This is a genomic window from Nakamurella sp. UYEF19 (assembly GCF_040546275.1).
Taxonomy (GTDB): Bacteria; Actinomycetota; Actinomycetes; order Mycobacteriales; family Nakamurellaceae; genus Nakamurella.
The window spans coordinates 14,088-32,443 of the sequence record NZ_JBEPNO010000011.1 but is presented as its reverse complement, the minus strand read 5'-3'; the positions used below and the strand labels follow the sequence as shown (position 1 = coordinate 32,443).

The window sequence follows — 18,356 nt, the reverse complement described above, 5'->3', positions numbered from 1 at the left end:
GTTTGCCGCCTCGGCCGATTCAGCGGGTCGCGGGTGACTGCTGTTCGGTTGCGGGTGACTGCTGTTCGGTTTCGGCTGACTGTTGTTCGGCAATCAGCTGTTTCACGGCTGGGACGAGCTCGGTGTCTGTCACGGGACCAAGCCAGATGCGGGCGATTCGGTGTTCCTGGTCGAGAACGATCGTGGACGGAATCGCTCCGCTGGGAAAGCCCCGGATGGACAAGAGCGTGCGCATTCCCGGGTCCTCAATGGACGGATAGGGCATGCCCTTCTGGGTCTGATAGGCAGCACCGGCACCGGCCACGTCCTTGATGTCCAATCCCAGGAACTGCGCTCCGAGCGGCTGCAGAATGTTCGAGGCGACGATCAGGGTGTCCGTTTCCGCGCGGCAGGCCGGGCACCATGCGCCCCAGAAGTTCACCACCACGACTTTCCCCCGATACGCGGAGAGGGCGACGGTGGTCTGGTTCGCTCCGACCTGCGGACCGGACAATTCACCAACGGCACCCCTTTCGCCGGTCGGATAGGCGAAGTCCGTCCTCCCGCCCGGCGACGTGAAGACGAAGCCCCCGTTGCTGACCGTTGCGTCACTCCCGGTCGAGCAGCCGGCGAGGACGAAGGTGAACGTGGCGATCAGAATGGCCCAGCGGTCGCGGCTGATCATGACGGGCTCAGCGGAACCGGGTTGTTGCCGATTCCGATGAGCGGACCGGTCAGACTTCGGGTTCCGAGGGTCGCCACGAGACAGACACGGTCGGGAGGATAGGGCGCTTCACCGGCGGTATCGGGGAGAGTTGAGTACACCCTCAGACGTCCTGTGGCCGTGGGATCGGTCATTCCGGTCAGTTGTCTGACGAATAGCAGGCAAGCGGCGTCCATTCTTCTGACGCTGATTCCCTGGACGAGACTGTAGGCGAACATCTCCGCTTGATGCTCCTGGCTACACGGCACCGGGACTTCCTGCTGAATGTCGGAAGTCGCCAGGCAGAGAGCAGCTTCCGGGGGAAGGATGGTTTGCCGAATGGCGTTGCGCAGCGAACTTGTATAGGAGGCCGAGCGTCCGTCAACGCCATCGATGAATTCGACACAGGCTATCCAGTCCTGCCCCATTGATTGCTGCAGCGGGCTGGGACCGGCAAAGGTCACGCTGATCGGCGCCGCCGATGTCCAATACTGGGAGGCTCCAGGAGCCGTCGATGGATCGCGTGCCCCTGAATAGGCATCGAGATCGTGCCTGCACCGGGCGCGGTTCGGGTCACGAAATCCCGCGTCGTTGGTCACTCCCGGTGCGGTGGCCGGTGCGGCTCTTACCTGGCCGGCCGGGATCAGCGACACCACCTCGCCGAACCGTGCGCCGGTGCAAGGGCCGATCGACAACGGTCGGTACGTCAGTTTGCCGGTGGGCACTTGGTCGATCTGCTGGGCCTGACGGATCGGTTCCAGCAGGCAGTCGCCCACGGCGGGCGGGCCGGGGATCAGTGCCATCTCCGCCTGTCCGACGACCGTTCGCCCGACGATGGAGGGCGTGATGACGGCGGCCAGCAGCACCACGGCCACGACCAGCAGCCCGATCCAGCGCCTGTCCACCATTCCGACACTAAGCGCATCCGACGGTCCGGGCCATGGACGACGTCAGGCTGACCGGATCGGGCTGTGCCGGGACTGAACGGCGAATCGGCAGCGGCTGGAGGCCCGGCCTGGGTCGGTGCCGAGGGTCGTTGACCGTCTCGGCAAGGCCCGCCTGGTCTCGGCAACGGCCCCGGGCCTTGCCAGGTAGGAGCTGGCCTTGCCGGGTTGGCCGGCCCGCATCGCTGTCGGTTCTTCTGTGTGGCCACCGTCGTTGATCTGGTCGGGAGCCACTCTCGCCCAGGAGGACCTTGCCCGGCAGCTCAGGCGAGCCTCCGGCCCGCATCGCTGTCGGTGGGGCGGTGCAGGATGGTCGTCATGACCGAACCAACCTCGCAGACCCCGATCGCCACCTTCGATCTGACGGTGCTCGATGCTCCCGATCCTCGTGCGCTCGCCGAGTTCTACTGCGCAATCCTGGGTTGGGAGATCCAGGACCCGAGCGACTGGCAGGAGGGTGACGGCAGCGACTGGGTGACCATTCGCGGTGCCGGCGGCGGTGGTGGCATCGCGTTCCAACTCGCCCCCGATCACGTTCCGCCGACCTGGCCCGACAACTCGATACCGCAGCAGTTCCACCTGGACCTCAACGTTCCCGATCTCGATGTCGGCGAGCAGCAGGTGATCGCGCTCGGCGCCAGGACTACAGGGCTGCCCGAGGCCCGGAGCGGATTCCGGGTCTTCCTCGACCCGGCCGGCCACCCGTTCTGCCTGTGCAAGGAGTAGCACTGCAGGGTGGGCAGGCTGGATCGGCGAGCAGGGTGGGCAGGGCGGATCAGCGGGCAAGGCGGGCAGGGCGGATCGGCGGGCAAGGCGGGCAGGGCGGATCGACGAGCAGGGTGGGTACGTGAGGAGCGGCAACAAGCAGGCGCGGTTCACCCCGCTCACCCCGGCGCGCCTGGTGACCGAGCTGGCGGCGTGGGTTCGACGGCTGGGAGCTCACGGCGCTGTGATCGGCTTCGACGGGCCCGAGGAAGTCGGGACGACGATGCTGGCCGACGAGGTCGGCGAGGAGCTGCGGGTCGGCGGGCTGACGGTGATCAGGGCGTCCACCCGGTGGTGGTGGCGGCCGTCAGCGCTACGGCTGGAGTTCGGCCGGCAGGACGTCGACATGCGGCTGACCGGCTGGGTGGACGCCGATGCGATCGTCAGGGAGTTGATCGACCCCGTCCGCAGCGGTGACCAGCCGTACATCACCAGGCTCCGGGACCCGGAGACGGATCGGTCGCTCCGGGAGGTGCCGCGGATAGCGCCGCCGGGCAGCGTGCTGCTGCTCGACGGACCGTTCCTGCTGGCCGCGGAGTTGTCGTTGGACGCACTGGTGTCCGTCGGTGTCGGGCGCGGCGCCCTCGATCGGGCGCTGGAGGCGGAGAACAATTGGTGGACAACAGCTTTCGATCGCTACGCCCAGGAGTACCGGCCGGCGGAGGTGGCGGATGTCCTGCTGTCCTACGACCACGCCGCCAGCCCTGCCGCGTCCGGGTTGATCGTTCCCCGGCCGGGCTGAGACTGCTCGTCGTCACGACTTTGCGCGACGGATGGAACACGAACGGAACAAACCGGTGACAGGCTGGTCCGGGCAAGTAACGCTGAACGCGATTTCCCACCCCGCACGATTCTTCGCAGAACTCGACCACCACGGACAGGAGTGATCACGATGACCGTCACGAGTTCCTCGAAGCCGGAGGTGACGTTCCACGTCCCGCTGGTGGACATCTCCCCGTACGTCACCGGTGGCAGCGATTCGGAGAAGGCAGCCACCGCAGCAGCAATCGACGAGGCCTGCCGGACGGTCGGGTTCATCCAGATCGTCGGGCACGGAGTACCCCAATCGGCGATCGACGCGCTCACCGCGGCGATGGACGACTTCTTCGACCTGCCGCTGGACACGAAGAAGGAGTCGGTGATCGCGGGCGTCAACCGGGGCTACAGCGCGCCGAAGACCGAGCAGCTCTCGTTGAGTCTCGGCGTGGAGTCGGCGACCAGGATGAACGATTTTTTCGAGGCCTTCAACATCGGGCAGGGCGTCGATACCTATCCGGACCTGGATCTACCGGCCGAGCACTATGCCGACAACGTCTGGTCCGCAGGGGTTCCCGAGTTTCCGGCGAGGACGACGGCGTGGTTCGCCGAGGCCGGACGGGTGGCCCGCACGCTGACCGCCATCTTCGCCGATGCTCTCGACCTGCCTGCCGGCTACTTCGGCGGGTACACCGACCACTCCCTCGACGTGCTGCGGATGAACAACTACGCGCTCCCGCCGGGAGAGATCGACCTCGACGGCGACCTGACGGGCATGGGTGAACACACCGACTTCGGCATCGTCACCATTCTGTGGGCCGATCGCATCCCAGGGTTACAGGTGCTCGCCGGAGACGGGTCGTGGCACGACGTGCTGCCCGAACCCGGGGCACTGCTGATCAATCTCGGTGACCTGACGGCGCGGTGGACCAACGAGGTCTGGAAGTCGACCCTGCACCGCGTCAAGCCACCGGTGGTGAACGGTCGGATCGAACGGCGCCGGTCGGCCGCCTACTTCCACGACGGCAACGTCGACGCCCTGATCAGCACCCTGCCAGGACTGGTCGGTCCCGGCGAGGTCGAGTTGTACTCACCCGTCACGGTGGCCGAACACATCTCGGCCAAGCTCAACGGATCGCGGAACCTGGTCAGCAACGACCGCGCCGAGCGCGAAGCGCTCCGCGTCACCAGCGCCGCCGGCTGAGAGGCGGAGCCCGCGCACCGGCCCGCACCCACTGCGTCGGGATGAGTAGCCGTCAGAAGAAGTAGCCGTCAGGTAGTAGCCATCAGGAGAAGTAGCCGGAGACGTCGAGGAGAACGTGGGTGGGGGCAGCGCAGTTGTTGCGGATCGCCCACGCCGGGCCGGCGACGACGGCGAGGTTCGCGATGGTCTGCGGGGCGCCGAAGTTGAGGTTGGACGTATTCGGCCTGAGAGTCCCTGCCGCGTAGGCGGTCAGGGATCCGGACTGGGTGGGGGTCACCACGGTTAGGGTGCCGACGACGCCCGAGGCCGTGGGCGGGACGACGGGCGGGGCGACAGTCGATGTTGCCACCGGCCCGATCGGGCCCGACCCGGTTCGGGTGTCGCCACCGTGCTCGACCCCGTGAGGACGGTTCGTGACGGCGGTGCGGTAGCCGTCACCTGCGCGTTGGACGTCAGCCGGGCCGGTGCGCCGGAGGCGCGAGCAGTGCCGTCGAGGATCGATCCGAACAGCAACAGGGCGGCGGTGAGGAGTACGAGAGCGCCCGGGCGTCGCGTGGTTCCGTGTGCAGCCACTGCGGGACCTCCGAACTGCGCTGGGTTCTGGGCCTGACGCGTGCTGGGCCTGGCGGAATCGTCGGCCGTCGACGGACGCAGGGAGATCACCGAGGAGGAGGCGCTGTCCGCCCCGTCGGTTACGTGACGGCCTGATGATTCCTGGTGATGGTGAACGAGTGTGTCCCTGGTCATGAACGTTTGCACGGTGCTTGCAATTGCAAGCACCCGTCGATAACCTGGGGTGATCAGTGGGTACCAGGTTGTTCGTTCAGGCATCAGATTGGTCAAGAACCAGTTTGCTCAGGCACCAGTTTTGCTCAGGCATCAGTTCGTTAGGGCAATAGTTCGTTCAGTGGAACAGGAGAGCGGTGATGGACCTCGGACCCGTGCTCGCACCGGTGAAGGACATCGGAGCGTTCATCCGTGATCAGCGGACGTCTGCCCAGATCTCGCTCCGAGGTCTGGCTGCAAAAGCCGGTGTGTCCAATCCCTATCTGTCGCAGGTGGAACGTGGACTGAGGCGGCCCAGCGCCGAGATCCTGGCCCAGATCGCACACGGGCTGTCGATCTCGGTCGAATCGTTGCTCGCACGCGCCGGGATCCTGGAAACCGCGGAGGCGCCGGATGTCGTACTGGCCATTCGCGCGGACGTGCTCCTGTCGGAGCGGCAGAAGTCCTCGCTGATCGACATCTACGCCGCCTTCTGCAAGGGGGCGGAACGCATCGAATTCGGCAACGGGGCGGAACGCATCAAATTCGGCAAGGGGGCGGAACGCGTCGACGCAGGGCCGGCCCCGGTCGGAGGACCGATCGCGGAGAACGGGTAGTCGCAGCAGTTCCAACCCAGTCGAGCAGTCGCACGGAAGAGCAATCGTCGGACGCCCCGAGAGTCGGCGTTCGGTCAATCACAACTCGGCCGCACCACGTCGGCCGGAAGGAGAACACCATGTCCTTGATCACCGATATCCGTGCCGTGTCCGAGAATGCCGTCGAGCAGATCGCCGCGCGCTTCTCCGATCTGCCCCGTCCGTTGCTGGCCGCCATCGGAGCCGGCGACATGGCGATCGAGCGTCTGGCCGACCTGCGTGAGTCGTTCGCCGGGTCGGTCGGCGAGCACGTCTCGGTCCCGTCGGTCGACGCCGGTGACCTGCGTTCAGCCGTCGGCGACTTCCCCGCCAGGGCCCAGAAGGTGGCCTCCGAGGTGGCCGGGAGCGTCGAGAAGTTCGCCGCCGAGGCGCCGGCCAAGGCTCAGGAGTTCATCGCCCAGCTACCGGAGAAGCTGGCCGAGGTGCAGACCGCGGCCCAGTCGTTGTCGCCGGACGCCGCGAAGGAGACCATCGAGGCCTACACGCAGCTCGCCGGGATGATCTACGGGAGCCTGGCCGATCGCGGTGGCAAGCGCTGGTCGAAGGTGCGTGCAGCCGGGATCCGTCCAGGAGTCGTGATCGACGCCGCTGCCGCCAAGGTGCGGCCGGTCAAGGCGACCACGACGTCCTCGACCCGACCGAATGCCGGACCCGTCGCGACGGCGACCGCCACCAGGCCGTTCAACCCCCGGACCGCGCCGTCCGCGTCCGCTCCCACCAAGGCTGCTCCGACCAACGCCGCTCCGAGGGCTGCGACCAAAGCTGCCACTACCAAGGTCAGGGCTCCCAGGACCCCGCGTGTCCCGGCCGCCAAGGTGGTTCCCCCGAACGTCACCATCGCGAACGTTCCGGCAGCCAATAGCCCTCGGACGACCAGGGTTTCGGCCAAGCCGGCAACTCCGAGGTCGGCTGCCAAGCCCGCCACGCCGAAGTCGACCGCCAAGCCCGCCACTCCTCGCGCGACGGCCGGGCCCGCAACGCCGAAGTCCGCCGCGGCCGAGCCGATCGCCGAGAGCTGAGCGCACAGGCGCGATGTGACGTCCCGCGGGTTCGCCTCCTACCGGGACATCGCTGACGGCGGCGCCAGTACTCTGAAGCCATGGACCCCCTGAACCTCGTCTCGCCGGTGATCGTGGCGGTCACCCTTGCCCTGGGGATCGGTGGAGGTCTGCTGGGCGTGTGGGCTGTGGTCGACGCCGGTTCCAGGCGTCCGGACGCCTTCGCGGCAGCCGACAAGCAGACCAAGGGCACCTGGAGCGGCATCACCGCGGCCTGTGCTGTGGTCGGGGTGCTCGGCGCGCTCTTCCGCTACGGCCCTTTCGGGCCACTCGGCCTGCTGTGGCTGGCCTCGCTCGTCGGCAGCCTCGTCTACCTGCTCGACGTCCGCCCGAAACTGCGAGAGGTCCAGCGCGGATCGCGCTGGTAGTAGACCTCCGGTTGAACCATCCCGCCGGCGGCGATGATGACGTCGATGTATCGGCGCCCGGGTGGGATGCGATCGATGCCGCCCTCACCGGTCTGCACGGGGCCGTCCAGCCCCAGCACGTCGGCTACGACCCGCCGCCCGGCCTGAGCAACAACCTGCAGGGCTGCAGCGCGTACCCGGCGGGCGGTCACTGGCACTACGTCACGTACGGGCTGAGCGAACTGTACGAGGCGGACGAGGCATCGGGCGATGGCGACGAACGCGAGCCCGGTGCCGATCCCCTGGTCTCCGGCTGGGGATTCGAGCTGACCCTGCGGGTGCCGCGCCCGAGTCCGAGGGACCGGATCCCGCCGGACTGGCCGTTCACCATGATCAACGAGGTAGCCAGATTCGTGAACGGCGGAGGCGCCGCTCTGGGCGTCGGAGGCCGGATCGACCTCCGCGCGGCCGTCACCGGACACCCCGGACTTCCGGACGCACCGCCGTCAGGCCTGACGGTCTTCGCGGTCACGCCCGATCCTGCTCTGCCGGCGATCGACACCCCGAACGGCCGGGTCCACTTCCTGCAGCTGGTCGGCGTCAGCGCTGCGGAGAAGGAGCGCATGCTCGCGACCTCGACCGCTCAGGTGTTGGCCGAACTTGCGGCTGCTGACCCATTGCTGATCACCGACCCGGCCCGGGCATGAGTCCGGCCCGGAGGATGTGACATCCGTCCGGGCCGAGCTGTCGAGGACCGTGTGCTGGTTGGAGCGCTGTGAACTGGTCGAACAGCCCTGGTGGCTCGTTGATCAGTGACGAAAGCAGGTCAGTGATCTGCGGGAGTCTCACCGTTCGCAAGCGCTTCGACCTCGGCGGCGAGTCGCTTGGTCTCCCGACCGAAGGAGATGCGGATCTCGGTCTCGGCGTCGCCGCGACCCACCCAGTTGGCGCCCTCGACGCTCTTGCCGGGCTCCAGGTCCTTGTAGACCTCGAAGAAGTGCTGGATCTCCAGACGTTCGAAGATCGACATGTCGCCGATGTCCTGCAGGTTGGCCTGCCGGGGATCGTTGGCCGACACGCACAGGACCTTGTCGTCGGGACCCTTCTCGTCGGTCATCCGGAACATTCCGATCGCCCGGGCCAGGATCAGGCATCCGGGGAAGGTCGGCTCCGACAAGAGCACCAGAGCGTCGAGCGGGTCGCCGTCCTGGCCGAGCGTGTTATCGATGAACCCGTAGTCCGCCGGGTACTGCGTGGCGGTGAAAAGTGTGCGGTCCAAACGGATCCGACCACTGTGGTGGTCGACTTCGTACTTGTTGCGACTGCCCTTCGGGATCTCGATCGTGACGTCGAATTCCACCGTCTGTACCTTCTCTCGCCTCTTTGCGATCGACCTCCGGGGTCGAACACCACCGGTCGGATGATCGTAACTGTCCTGTGACAAGGCGATTGGGGGTGCTGGCCGGTCAACGCACAACAGCCCGGGGCGCCGCTTCACAAACTGCCTACGCGCAGACTCTAGTCTGGAGGCCGGGTGCGGCGGACCGGTGTGACCTGCTCGCACGTCTGGTACTGCGAGTCATCGGTCACACAGGGTGTCGCCGCGGTCGAGCGTATCCAGTGTGAGCGAGCGGTCATCGACGTCCAGCAGTCGTCAATCGGGTCGGACCAACATCAGGAATCCTGTCCAACGGGCAGAACGAGGGAGAGTCGTGGCCGGAAGGCGTTCGGGCGGTCGCAGGGCGATCGTCATCGTGGTGTCGCTGCTGCTGGTGGCCGGGGCGGCGACGGCCGGGCTGCTGTTCTGGAACCAGCGGTCGAAGTCGAACTCCGCGGTGTCCACCTCGACCATCAGTTCCGTGGTCCCGTACCCGACCATCTCCGCGGTCGACCCACCCGTCGCAGCGGTCGCCGCCAAGATCAAGCCGCTCCCGGTCGCGGCGGGCAGGGTACCGACCGTGGCCGGTGTGCTGAAGATCCTCGGTCCGGTGCTGGCGAATCCCGGGATGGCCAGGTATACCGGCGTGGTGGTGGACGCGGCCACCGGCAAGGTGTTGTGGAGCAAGGACTCGGCAACGGCCACCCAGCCGGCCTCGACCATGAAGCTGCTGACCGGCGCCGCGCTGCTCACCAAGGTCGATCCGAACAGCCGATTCACCACCCGGGTGGTGCAGGGCCCGCACGCCGGCGACGTCGTCTTCCTCGGCGGTGGCGACGTCACGCTGTCCGCCAGGTCCGCCGGGGTCACCACCCCGTACGACGGAGCGCCGACGGTCTCGGACCTGGCCGCCCAGGTGAAGGCAAAGGGTTACGCCGTCAAACGGATCCTGCTCGACACGTCCTACTGGACCGGCTCGGATCTGGCTGACGGGTGGGATCCCAACGACATCGCGGCCGGCAACATCACCCGGATGCAGGCCCTGATGGTCGACGGCGACCGCAAGGACCCGGCGACCGAGGACTCGTCACGAACCGGCACGCCGGCCATCACTGCTGGCAAGGCACTGGCTCGCGCGCTCGGCGACCCGAACCTGCCGGTGATCGTCGGCGCCGCGGCCAAGAATGCCAAGTTGCTGGCGTCCGTGCAATCGCAGCCCATGTCCGTGCTGCTCTCGCAGGCCCTGCTCAACTCGGACAACGTGCTGGCCGAGGCCCTGGCCCGTCAGGTGGCGATCGCGCTCGGCGGGGCCCCCAGCTTCACGGGTGCATCGCAGGCGATCGTCATCGCGCTGGGTGATCTGAAGCTGGACACCATCGGCCTGACGATGGTCGACGGCTCCGGGCTGTCGCACAACGACCTGGCCCCGACCGCTTTGCTGGCCTCCGTCATGACCCTCGCCGTCACCGGGAGGGTCCCTGCGCTGCGGGGACTCCTCAACGGTCTTCCGGTCGCCGGTGTCTCGGGCACGCTCAGCAGGGCTTCCGACCGATTCCAGACGGCACAGTCGAAGGCCGGTATCGGGTGGGTGCGGGCCAAGACGGGCTCGGTGGACTTCACCTACGCCCTGGTCGGGTACGTGCCCGATGTCGACGGCCGGCTGCTGGTGTTCGCCCTGAACTCCAACGGGGTGATCTCCAGTGGCCCGAACCAGTCTCGTCCGGCGCAGGACGCCTTCGCCGCAGCCCTCCGCACCTGCGGGTGCAGCTGACCGCTCCCCGGAGCGACCGGGTGGTCGGCGACCGTGTGGTCGCACCTGACGGTGGTCGCGCCTGACGGTGGTCGCGGTTCGCGCCTGACGGTGGTCGAGGGCCGGACGGGGTCGGGCGCGATTGCTCTACCGTTGTGCCATGGCTGCCGAAGCGATCGACTGGGCCGCCGCCGTCCGTTCCGGACAGCGGTTGGCGCCGACCGGCCCCGATGTCTCCGCCGAACAGGCCAGGCAGGCGGTGCAGGATCTGCAGCAATTCTCGGCCAAGGCCGAGCTGATCGTCAGGGACACCACCGGTCTCGGGCACGGTCTGCCGGTGGAGAAGGCCTTCGTCGTCGACCGGCCGCATTGGATCGAGGCCACCGCCCAGGGCATGGCCGAGCTGACGGCTCCGCTGGCGGCCAAGCTGGCCGGCAAATTGGATCAGGCGCCGCGGGCCAAGACCGCTGCCGGGGCGCAACTCGGTGTGGTGCTCAGCTTCCTGTCCAGCCGTGTGCTGGGTCAGTACGACCCGCTGGCGCCGCCCGGACCGGACTCGGTGTCCGGGGCGCCGGGGCGGTTGTTGCTGGTGGCGCCCAACATCATCAAGGTCGAGCGGGAACTGCACGCCGATCCGGTGGATTTCCGGATGTGGGTGTGTCTCCACGAGAGCACCCACCGGCTTCAGTTCACCGCCGTTCCCTGGTTGCGCGAGCACTTCCGTGGGCTGGTCGCCGAATTCGGCGAGGCCGCCGACACCGACGCGAGTGAGTTGCTGGGCCGCATCGTCAAGGCCGTCAAGGGTGGCCGCGGCAGTGCCGGCGGGTCGTCCTGGATCGAGACCGTGCAAACCCCCGAGCAGCGCCTGATCTTCGACAAGCTGATGGCCCTGATGACGCTTCTCGAGGGCCACGCCGACCACGTCATGGACGCCGTCGGGCCGACCGTCATCCCCTCGGTCGGTGAGATCCGGAAGTCGTTCACGTTGCGGCGCAAGAAGGGTCGCGGCCCGTTCGACCGGATTCTGCGTTCGCTGCTGGGCATGGACATGAAGATGGCGCAGTACGTGAAGGGTGCCGCGTTCGTGTCCGCCGTCGTCGACGAGGTCGGGATGGACGCGTTCAACACCATCTGGACCTCGCCCGAGACCTTGCCGACCAGGGCGGAGACCACCGACCCGAAGGGCTGGATCGACCGGGTCCTGACGTGAGGGGGCCTGTTCCGGGTGGGTCGTCGTGAGCGTGGCGGTGGTCCGCGCCGCGGTGGCCGACTGGGTCGATGCCTTCGCCGGGCCCGACACGAAGATCACCGTGGCCTGCTCGGGTGGCGCCGACTCCCTGGCGCTGGCCATCGGATGCTTCGCCGTCCTGGACGAATCAAGGCTCGGCGCCGTCACCGTCGACCACCAGTTGCAGGACGGTTCGGCCCGGCGGGCAGTCGACGTCGCCGAGCAACTGCACGAGATCGGTTACCGCACAGTCCGAATCGATACCGTGACGGTCGAGACCGGTGCGGGATTGGAGGCCGGCGCGCGGGCGGCCCGCTATCGGACGCTGCTGCCGGTGGACGGCGCGGCCGTGCTGCTCGGTCATACCGCGGACGACCAGGCCGAGACCGTCCTGCTGGGTCTGGGGCGCGGCTCGGGCCCGCGTTCCATCGCCGGCATGCGGCCGTGGAACCGTCCTTGGGGGCGGCCGTTCCTCGGCGTTCGGCGCTCCGACACCGAGAGTGCCTGCCGGGAAGCAGGAATCGAATTCTGGGACGACCCGCACAACGTCGATCCCGCCTTCACCAGGGTCCGGTTGCGGCGTGAGGTGCTGCCGCTGATGGAAGAGGTGCTGGGCGGGGGAGTGGCGCCCGCTCTGGCTCGCACCGCCGACCTGCTGGCCGAGGACCTCGAAGCGCTCGACTATCTCGCCGCCCGGGTGTTGGCGGAGGTGTGGCAGAGCGGCGGGGTCGTCGACCTCGAGGCTCTCGCCGGACATCCGGTGGCGCTGCGTCGCCGAGCCCTGCGCGCCTGGGCCGATGCGGTCGGTGCCCGAGCACTGACCGCCGACCACCTGGTGCGGCTCGATTCGCTGGCCATGGGCCCGCGCCGCACCGGCGCCGTCCGGCTGCCGGGCGCCGTCGACGCGGTCCGGACCGGCACCACGCTCCGCGCCGTCCCGGCGGGGTGAACGCGCTCGTCGGGGCTGGGGCCGGATGGACTGTTCGGGGCGTTGGGTGGCAGTGTGACCATGGCCGCCTCCGGGCGGTTTCCAGCTCCCATCGATCTGCCGCGGCGGGCCGATGGGTGGACCAGACTCTGACAGGGAGACCCGTGCCCGGCAGCCAGGTATCGGCCACTGCACTGACCACCGTCCTGACCTCCGCCGACGCCGTCCGGCCGGGTCCGGACGATGCCGATCCGGGCGCCGACCACGGCTACCTCGGGGAGATCGCGGCCACTCTGATCACGGAGAAGGTGCTGCAGGAGAAGATCGTGGCGTTGGCCGCCGCCGTGGCCGCCAACCACTCCGGCGACACCCCGCCGCTGCTGGTCTGCGTGCTCAAGGGTGCGGTGATGTTCGTCACCGACTTCGCCCGAGCCCTGCCGATCCCCTCCGAACTCGAGTTCATGGCGGTCAGCTCCTACGGCTCGGCGACGTCGTCGTCAGGAGTGGTGCGAATCCTGAAGGACCTGGACCGTGACATCACCGGCCGCCGGGTGGTGATCGTCGAGGACATCATCGACTCCGGTCTCACGCTGTCCTGGCTCCAGAAGAACCTGCAGACCCGCGGGCCCGCCTCGATCGAGATCGTGGCACTTCTCCGCAAGCCCGAGGCGGTCAAGGTCGAGGTCGAGGTCGGCTACGTGGGCTTCGACATCCCGACCGACTTCGTCGTCGGCTACGGCCTCGACTTCAACGAGCGCTACCGCGACCTCCCGTTCGTCGGCCTGCTCGGAGAGCACATGTACGCCTGACGGCCGGCCCTGCTCGGCCTCGGGTTGCGCCGGCGGGGTTGCGCCGGCGGGGTTGCGCCGGCGGGGTTGCGCCGGCGGGGTTGCGCCGGCGGGGTTGCGCTGGCGTGGCTGCGCCGGCGGTATGACCGGGCAGACCACCGGTAGCACCCGTGCTGCACCGGTATGACTGCGGGCGGTGCTACCGGTGATGCGCAGGTCATACCGGTCGGCCTCGGGCGGTGCGCAGGTCATACCGGTCGGCCTCGGGCGGTGCGGAGGTCATACCGGTCGGCCACGGGCGGTGCGGAGGCGGCCCGCGGCCCCGTGTTCACGGTCAGGCCGGCCACGTCCGGTCAGATGGCCGATGAGCGTGTGTCGGGGCTGATCACGCCCTGCGCGGAACGCGCGGGGAACCTTTCTGCTGCGCGGTACGCTCAATGTCAAGTGCGCTGATGGCAAATCTGTCAACCAGCAGCACCGACCAGACGTACCAAACAGACCACGCAAGCATGCAGATTGCCGGCCGCGATCAGTCTTCGCCAAGGAGCCTGGATGTCTGATTTCTCAGAGAGGGTGGAGGCCGCCGAGCGGCCGAACGCCACATGGACCGTAAGCGCCTGATCCGCTCGCCTCTGCTGTGGGTCGCAGTCATCTTCGTGGCCTACCTGGTCTACAACTACCTGTCCGACGACACCAAGGACTACAAGGTCGAGCCGACGTCCGTCGTGCTTGCGCAGCTGTCGAACGGGAACGCGAAGAGCGCGATCATCGACGACAAGGAACAGCGCATCCGGCTGACGCTGAAGAATGCGGTCGACGGCTCGAGCCAGATCTATGCGCTCTACCCCGACGGTGCCTCCGACGACGTGTTCGTCGCCGTCCAGAAGTCCAAGGCCGCCACCTACGACACCCAGGTCACCAGCGAGTCGGGCCTGTTCTCGCTGCTCATCTACCTGATCCCGATCGGTTTGATCATCCTGTTCCTGCTCTGGATGATGAACAACGCCCAGGGCGGCGGCAACAAGGTGCTGTCGTTCGGCAAGTCCAAGGCGAAGTTGCTGAACAAGGACATGCCGCAGACCAAGTTCACCGACGTGGCCGGCGCCGACGAGGCGGTCGAGGAGCTCGACGAGATCCGCGACTTCCTGCAGAATCCGGCCCGCTACCAGGCGCTCGGCGCCAAGATCCCCAAGGGCGTGCTGCTGTACGGTCCGCCCGGCACCGGTAAGACGCTGCTGGCCCGGGCCGTGGCCGGCGAGGCCGGCGTGCCGTTCTACACGATCTCCGGTTCGGACTTCGTCGAGATGTTCGTCGGTGTCGGCGCCTCCCGGGTCCGCGACCTGTTCGAGCAGGCCAAGGCCAACGCGCCGGCCATCATCTTCGTCGACGAGATCGACGCCGTCGGCCGTCACCGCGGTGCCGGGATGGGCGGCGGTCACGACGAGCGCGAGCAGACCCTCAACCAGCTGCTCGTCGAGATGGACGGGTTCGAGGCCAAGGGCGGGATCATCCTGATCGCGGCTACCAACCGGCCCGACATCCTGGACCCCGCGCTGCTCCGCCCCGGTCGGTTCGACCGGCAGATCCCGGTCGGCCAGCCCGATCTCCGTGGTCGTCAGGCGATCCTGGCCGTGCACTCCAAGGGCAAGCCGTTTGCTCCTGACGTCGAGTTCCTGCCGCTGGCCAAGCGCACCGTCGGCATGTCCGGCGCAGACCTGGCCAACGTCATCAACGAGGCCGCACTGCTGACCGCCCGCACGCACGGCACCGTCATCACCAACGCGGCGCTCGAGGAATCGGTCGACCGGGTCGTCGGCGGGCCGGCCCGCAAGGGGAAGGTCATCTCCGAGAAGGAACGCAAGATCACCGCGTACCACGAGGGTGGCCACGCGCTCGCGGCCTGGGCGATGCCTGATCTCGAGCCGGTCTACAAGGTGACGATCATGCCGCGTGGCCGCACCGGCGGGCACGCGCTGGTGGTGCCCGAGGACGACAAGGGCCTGATGACGCGGACCGAGATGATCGCCCGCCTGGTGATGGCGATGGGTGGCCGGGCCGCGGAGGAACTGGTCTTCGCCGAGCCCACCACCGGCGCGTCCTCCGACATCGCCCAGGCGACGAAGATCGCCAGGGCGATGGTCACCGAGTACGGCATGTCGGCCAAGCTCGGAGCCGTGAAGTACGGCACCGGCGACGACGAGCCGTTCCTCGGTCGCACCTACGGCCACTCGGCCGACTACTCGCTCGAGGTCGGAGCGGAGATCGACGGCGAGGTACGCGCGCTGATCGAGGCCGCCCACACCGAGGCCTGGGCCGTGCTGAACGAGTACCGCGACGTGCTGGACGACCTGGCCACCAAGCTGCTCGAGCGAGAGACGTTGGAGCGCAAGGACTTGGAGATCATCTTCTCCACCGTCGTGAAGCGACCGCGGATCACCACGTTCGACGACTGGGGCCAGCGTGTCCCGTCCGACCGTCCGCCCATCAAGACCCCCGGCGAGCTGGCCGTCGAACGTGGCGAGCAGTGGCCGCCGCCGCAGCCGCCCCAGCTGTTGAAGTCTCCGGTTCCGGTCGGTGCCCCGGCGGCTTTCGCCGGTCCGCCCGCCACCAACGGTCAACCGGCGGTGCCCGGATTCGGGCAGCCGGGTTCCGGCCAGCCGGGGTACGGGCAGCCCGGCTACGGCCAGCCGGGGTACGGGCAGTCCGGCTACGGCCAGCCGGGGTACGGGCAGCCCGGTGTTCCGGGTTACGGACAGAGTTTTCCTGCCCCGCAGGGCGTACCGGCCGGATACCCCTACCCGGCGCCCAACCCGTACCTGACGCCCCCGACCGGTGTCGGGCAGTCGCCGAACTGGACCGGTGGCGTGCTCCCCGGTCCGCTGGCGCCATTGCCCGGAAGTGACGCCGGAGTGCCACCGCTCGGAGGCAACGGTGGAGTTCCCACTGCGAACGCGTGGAACGGCAACGGCTATGGCCCGGCTCATCAGACCGGCGCACACCCGAACGGCACGGGTGTCCCCACCAGCAACGGTTACCCGAACAGCAACGGCCACAACGGCAACGGGTCGGCGCGCAATGGTGCTGCCGGAAACGGCGCGGCGGGCGACGCTTCGAGCCAGACCGGCGGACATCGTGCACCGGAGCAGAGTGACGAGAACGGACCGATCGATCCCTGGGCGCCGCCTCCCGGAGATCAGCGCCGATGACGGTCGAGACCCGGCCGCCGTTCGACCAGATCCGCGCCGAAGCGGCCGTCCGTGAGCTGTTGATCGCGGTGGGCGAGGACGTCGACCGCGATGGTCTCAAGGAGACGCCGGGTCGGGTGGCGCGGGCCTTCGCCGAGCAGTTCGGCGGACTGCATGTCGACCCGGACCTGGTGCTGGACACCGTTTTCGAGGAGCACCACTCCGAGATGGTGCTGATGCGGGACATTCCGATGTACTCGACCTGCGAGCACCATCTGGTCCCCTTCTTCGGGCATGCACACGTGGGTTACATCCCGGGCCGGAACGGTCAGGTCACCGGGCTGTCCAAACTGGCCAGGGTGGTCGACGGGTACTCGCGGCGCCCGCAGGTACAGGAGCGCCTGACCACGCAGATCGCCGAGGCGCTGGTGCGGCGGCTGGAGCCGGCCGGCGTCATCGTCGTCATCGAGGCAGAGCACCTGTGCATGGCGATGCGGGGGATTCGCAAGCCCGGCGCGGTCACCACCACGTCGGCGGTGCGCGGGATCTTCCAGACCAGGGCCAGCACCCGCGCCGAGGCGATGAGCCTGATCACGGGCCGGTGACTCCCACGAGCAACCGGTTCCCGGTGTTCGGTTCCCGGGCCTTCCTCTTCGGGGTCCTCAACGTCACGCCCGATTCGTTCTCCGACGGAGGACGCTGGGACCACACCGACGCTGCCATCGCCCACGGGATCGAGCTGGTCCGTCAGGGGGCGGACGTCGTCGACGTCGGCGGCGAGTCGACCCGGCCCGGCGCTCACCGCATCGATGGCCCCACGGAGTCGGAACGGGTGATCCCGGTGATCGGCGCCCTGACGGCGCAGGGCATCGTCTGCTCCGTGGATACCACCAGATCTGGGGTGGCGCGAGCGGCGGTGCAGGCCGGCGCGAGCATCATCAACGACGTCTCGGGGGGGCTGGCCGACCCGGCCATGGCCGCCGTCGCGGCCGAGACGGGTGTGCCGTGGATCCTCATGCACTGGCGAGGTCACAGCGCCTCCATGCAGCAGCAGGCCACCTATGCCGATGTGGTCGCCGAGGTACGCGAGGAACTGCTGGTCCAGGTGGATCGCGCCCTGGCGGCCGGGGTCGACGAGCGTAGCGTCATCCTGGATCCCGGACTCGGCTTCGCCAAGGACGCCCGGCACAACTGGGCACTGCTGGAGAAGTTGGCCTCGCTGGTGGACATCGGGTTGCCAGTCCTGGTGGGAGCGTCGCGGAAACGTTTTCTCGGAGAGCTCCTCCTGGACGAGTCCGGAACCCAGCGGCCGCCGGCGGGACGCGAGGCGGCGACCGCGGCTGTGTCACTGCTGGCTGCGCAACGGGGCGCCTGGGGGATCAGGGTGCACGAGCCGCAGCCAACGCGGGACGCCCTGGCCGTGCTGGCCGCTGCCGGCGCCTCGGTACACCCGGCGGCAACGATGCGGACCGGGACGGCGCCCGACGGGCCGTTGGCCGACGCCACGGCGCCGCCGGAGTTCTTCGGACACCGGAAAGGACAGCGTCGTGGCTGACCGGATCACCCTGACCGGCCTCAAGATCTTCGGCTACCACGGGGTTTTCGAACACGAACGTCGTGACGGCCAGGACTTCGTCGTCGACCTCACGCTCTGGCTCGACCTGACGGTGGCCGCCCGAACCGACAACCTGACCACCACCGTTCACTACGGCGAGTTGGCCGAACTGGCGGCCGGGATCATCGGTGGGCCGCCGCGGGACCTGATCGAAGCGGTGGCCGGCGAGATCGCCGACAAGGTGATCGCCACCTATCCCGTGCACGCGGTGGAAGTGACCCTGCACAAGCCGTCTGCCCCGATCCCGCTGGACTTCGTGGACGTCGCCGTGACGATCCGCCGTTCCGTCCGACGGACCGGTGCCTGA

The 18,356-nt window shown here is 68.3% G+C and carries 19 protein-coding genes; 15 read left to right on the top strand and 4 right to left on the bottom strand.

Going from position 1 to position 18,356, the window contains the following annotated elements; all coding sequences use genetic code 11:
* Positions 1-19 precede the first annotated feature (19 nt).
* Both ABIB25_RS15830 and ABIB25_RS15825 read right to left on the bottom strand, forming a co-directional pair.
* Positions 20-493 carry a TlpA family protein disulfide reductase gene (locus ABIB25_RS15830; RefSeq protein ID WP_354529433.1) on the bottom strand — a complete coding sequence of 158 codons (474 nt, stop codon included), beginning with the start codon at positions 491-493 and terminating at the stop codon, positions 20-22.
* 167 nt (positions 494-660) lie between these two features.
* The gene (locus tag ABIB25_RS15825) at positions 661-1,557 is read right to left on the bottom strand and encodes a hypothetical protein (protein WP_354529432.1); all 897 of its coding nucleotides are present in this window, start codon (positions 1,555-1,557) and stop codon (positions 661-663) included.
* 387 nt (positions 1,558-1,944) lie between these two features.
* Here ABIB25_RS15825 and ABIB25_RS15820 point away from each other — a divergent pair, with 387 nt between their 5' ends.
* From ABIB25_RS15820 to ABIB25_RS15810, 3 genes are all read left to right on the top strand, one after another.
* Complete coding sequence (locus ABIB25_RS15820; RefSeq protein ID WP_354529431.1) at positions 1,945-2,352, top strand: VOC family protein; 408 nt, start codon at positions 1,945-1,947, stop codon at positions 2,350-2,352.
* A gap of 121 nt (positions 2,353-2,473) precedes the next feature.
* Positions 2,474-3,133, top strand: a complete 660-nt coding sequence (locus ABIB25_RS15815) for a nucleoside/nucleotide kinase family protein (protein ID WP_354529430.1) — start codon at positions 2,474-2,476, stop codon at positions 3,131-3,133.
* Positions 3,134-3,283: 150 nt separating this feature from the next.
* Positions 3,284-4,351 carry an isopenicillin N synthase family dioxygenase gene (locus ABIB25_RS15810; RefSeq protein WP_354529429.1) on the top strand — a complete coding sequence of 356 codons (1,068 nt, stop codon included), beginning with the start codon at positions 3,284-3,286 and terminating at the stop codon, positions 4,349-4,351.
* Positions 4,352-4,433: 82 nt separating this feature from the next.
* Here ABIB25_RS15810 and ABIB25_RS15805 read toward each other — a convergent pair whose 3' ends face one another.
* A complete protein-coding gene (locus tag ABIB25_RS15805; RefSeq protein ID WP_354529428.1) occupies positions 4,434-4,700 on the bottom strand; it encodes a hypothetical protein in 267 nt (88 codons plus the stop codon).
* 577 nt (positions 4,701-5,277) lie between these two features.
* Here ABIB25_RS15805 and ABIB25_RS15800 point away from each other — a divergent pair.
* The 4 genes from ABIB25_RS15800 to ABIB25_RS15785 all read left to right on the top strand — a co-directional run bounded on the left by ABIB25_RS15800 (position 5,278) and on the right by ABIB25_RS15785 (position 7,884).
* Positions 5,278-5,733, top strand: coding sequence for a helix-turn-helix domain-containing protein (locus ABIB25_RS15800; protein ID WP_354529427.1), 456 nt, complete (start codon positions 5,278-5,280; stop codon positions 5,731-5,733).
* Positions 5,734-5,852: 119 nt separating this feature from the next.
* Entirely contained in the window at positions 5,853-6,791 is a 939-nt protein-coding gene (locus ABIB25_RS15795; protein WP_354529426.1) for a hypothetical protein, read from the top strand.
* An 80-nt stretch (positions 6,792-6,871) separates the two neighbouring features.
* On the top strand, positions 6,872-7,198 hold the full coding sequence (locus tag ABIB25_RS15790) for a DUF2516 family protein (RefSeq protein ID WP_354529425.1): 327 nt from the start codon (positions 6,872-6,874) through the stop codon (positions 7,196-7,198).
* A gap of 11 nt (positions 7,199-7,209) precedes the next feature.
* Complete coding sequence (locus ABIB25_RS15785; RefSeq protein WP_354529424.1) at positions 7,210-7,884, top strand: suppressor of fused domain protein; 675 nt, start codon at positions 7,210-7,212, stop codon at positions 7,882-7,884.
* 119 nt (positions 7,885-8,003) lie between these two features.
* On the opposite strand, the gene ABIB25_RS15780 is transcribed toward ABIB25_RS15785, so the two are convergent.
* A complete protein-coding gene (locus tag ABIB25_RS15780) occupies positions 8,004-8,537 on the bottom strand; it encodes an inorganic diphosphatase (protein ID WP_354529423.1) in 534 nt (177 codons plus the stop codon).
* Positions 8,538-8,889: 352 nt separating this feature from the next.
* Here ABIB25_RS15780 and dacB point away from each other — a divergent pair, with 352 nt between their 5' ends.
* From dacB to folB, 8 genes are all read left to right on the top strand, one after another.
* Positions 8,890-10,326 (top strand): D-alanyl-D-alanine carboxypeptidase/D-alanyl-D-alanine endopeptidase, encoded by a 1,437-nt coding sequence (gene dacB / locus ABIB25_RS15775; protein WP_354529422.1) that lies wholly within the window; start codon positions 8,890-8,892, stop codon positions 10,324-10,326.
* A 139-nt stretch (positions 10,327-10,465) separates the two neighbouring features.
* The gene (locus ABIB25_RS15770) at positions 10,466-11,515 is read left to right on the top strand and encodes an Rv3626c family coenzyme F420 biosynthesis-associated protein (RefSeq protein WP_354529421.1); all 1,050 of its coding nucleotides are present in this window, start codon (positions 10,466-10,468) and stop codon (positions 11,513-11,515) included.
* A 25-nt stretch (positions 11,516-11,540) separates the two neighbouring features.
* Positions 11,541-12,482, top strand: a complete 942-nt coding sequence (gene tilS / locus ABIB25_RS15765) for a tRNA lysidine(34) synthetase TilS (RefSeq protein ID WP_354529420.1) — start codon at positions 11,541-11,543, stop codon at positions 12,480-12,482.
* Positions 12,483-12,742: 260 nt separating this feature from the next.
* Positions 12,743-13,270, top strand: coding sequence for a hypoxanthine phosphoribosyltransferase (hpt, locus tag ABIB25_RS15760; RefSeq protein WP_354529561.1), 528 nt, complete (start codon positions 12,743-12,745; stop codon positions 13,268-13,270).
* Positions 13,271-13,851: 581 nt separating this feature from the next.
* Positions 13,852-16,455, top strand: coding sequence for an ATP-dependent zinc metalloprotease FtsH (gene ftsH, locus ABIB25_RS15755; protein ID WP_354529419.1), 2,604 nt, complete (start codon positions 13,852-13,854; stop codon positions 16,453-16,455).
* Complete coding sequence (gene folE, locus ABIB25_RS15750; RefSeq protein WP_354529418.1) at positions 16,452-17,039, top strand: GTP cyclohydrolase I FolE; 588 nt, start codon at positions 16,452-16,454, stop codon at positions 17,037-17,039. Before ftsH ends, folE begins: the two co-directional genes overlap by 4 nt.
* Complete coding sequence (gene folP / locus ABIB25_RS15745; RefSeq protein ID WP_354529417.1) at positions 17,036-17,989, top strand: dihydropteroate synthase; 954 nt, start codon at positions 17,036-17,038, stop codon at positions 17,987-17,989. The genes folE and folP overlap by 4 nt, the downstream gene beginning before the upstream one ends.
* Complete coding sequence (gene folB / locus ABIB25_RS15740; RefSeq protein ID WP_354529416.1) at positions 17,982-18,356, top strand: dihydroneopterin aldolase; 375 nt, start codon at positions 17,982-17,984, stop codon at positions 18,354-18,356. Before folP ends, folB begins: the two co-directional genes overlap by 8 nt.

What these genes read in the sequence shown, in the direction of transcription:
- ABIB25_RS15820 (WP_354529431.1), top strand. Translation starts at nt 1,945, where the DNA reads ATGACCGAACCAACCTCGCAGACCCCGATCGCCACCTTCGATCTGACG.
- ABIB25_RS15810 (WP_354529429.1), top strand. Translation starts at nt 3,284, where the DNA reads ATGACCGTCACGAGTTCCTCGAAGCCGGAGGTGACGTTCCACGTCCCG.
- ABIB25_RS15800 (WP_354529427.1), top strand. Translation starts at nt 5,278, where the DNA reads ATGGACCTCGGACCCGTGCTCGCACCGGTGAAGGACATCGGAGCGTTC.
- ABIB25_RS15795 (WP_354529426.1), top strand. Translation starts at nt 5,853, where the DNA reads ATGTCCTTGATCACCGATATCCGTGCCGTGTCCGAGAATGCCGTCGAG.
- ABIB25_RS15790 (WP_354529425.1), top strand. Translation starts at nt 6,872, where the DNA reads ATGGACCCCCTGAACCTCGTCTCGCCGGTGATCGTGGCGGTCACCCTT.
- ABIB25_RS15770 (WP_354529421.1), top strand. Translation starts at nt 10,466, where the DNA reads ATGGCTGCCGAAGCGATCGACTGGGCCGCCGCCGTCCGTTCCGGACAG.
- ftsH (WP_354529419.1), top strand. Translation starts at nt 13,852, where the DNA reads ATGGACCGTAAGCGCCTGATCCGCTCGCCTCTGCTGTGGGTCGCAGTC.
- folE (WP_354529418.1), top strand. Translation starts at nt 16,452, where the DNA reads ATGACGGTCGAGACCCGGCCGCCGTTCGACCAGATCCGCGCCGAAGCG.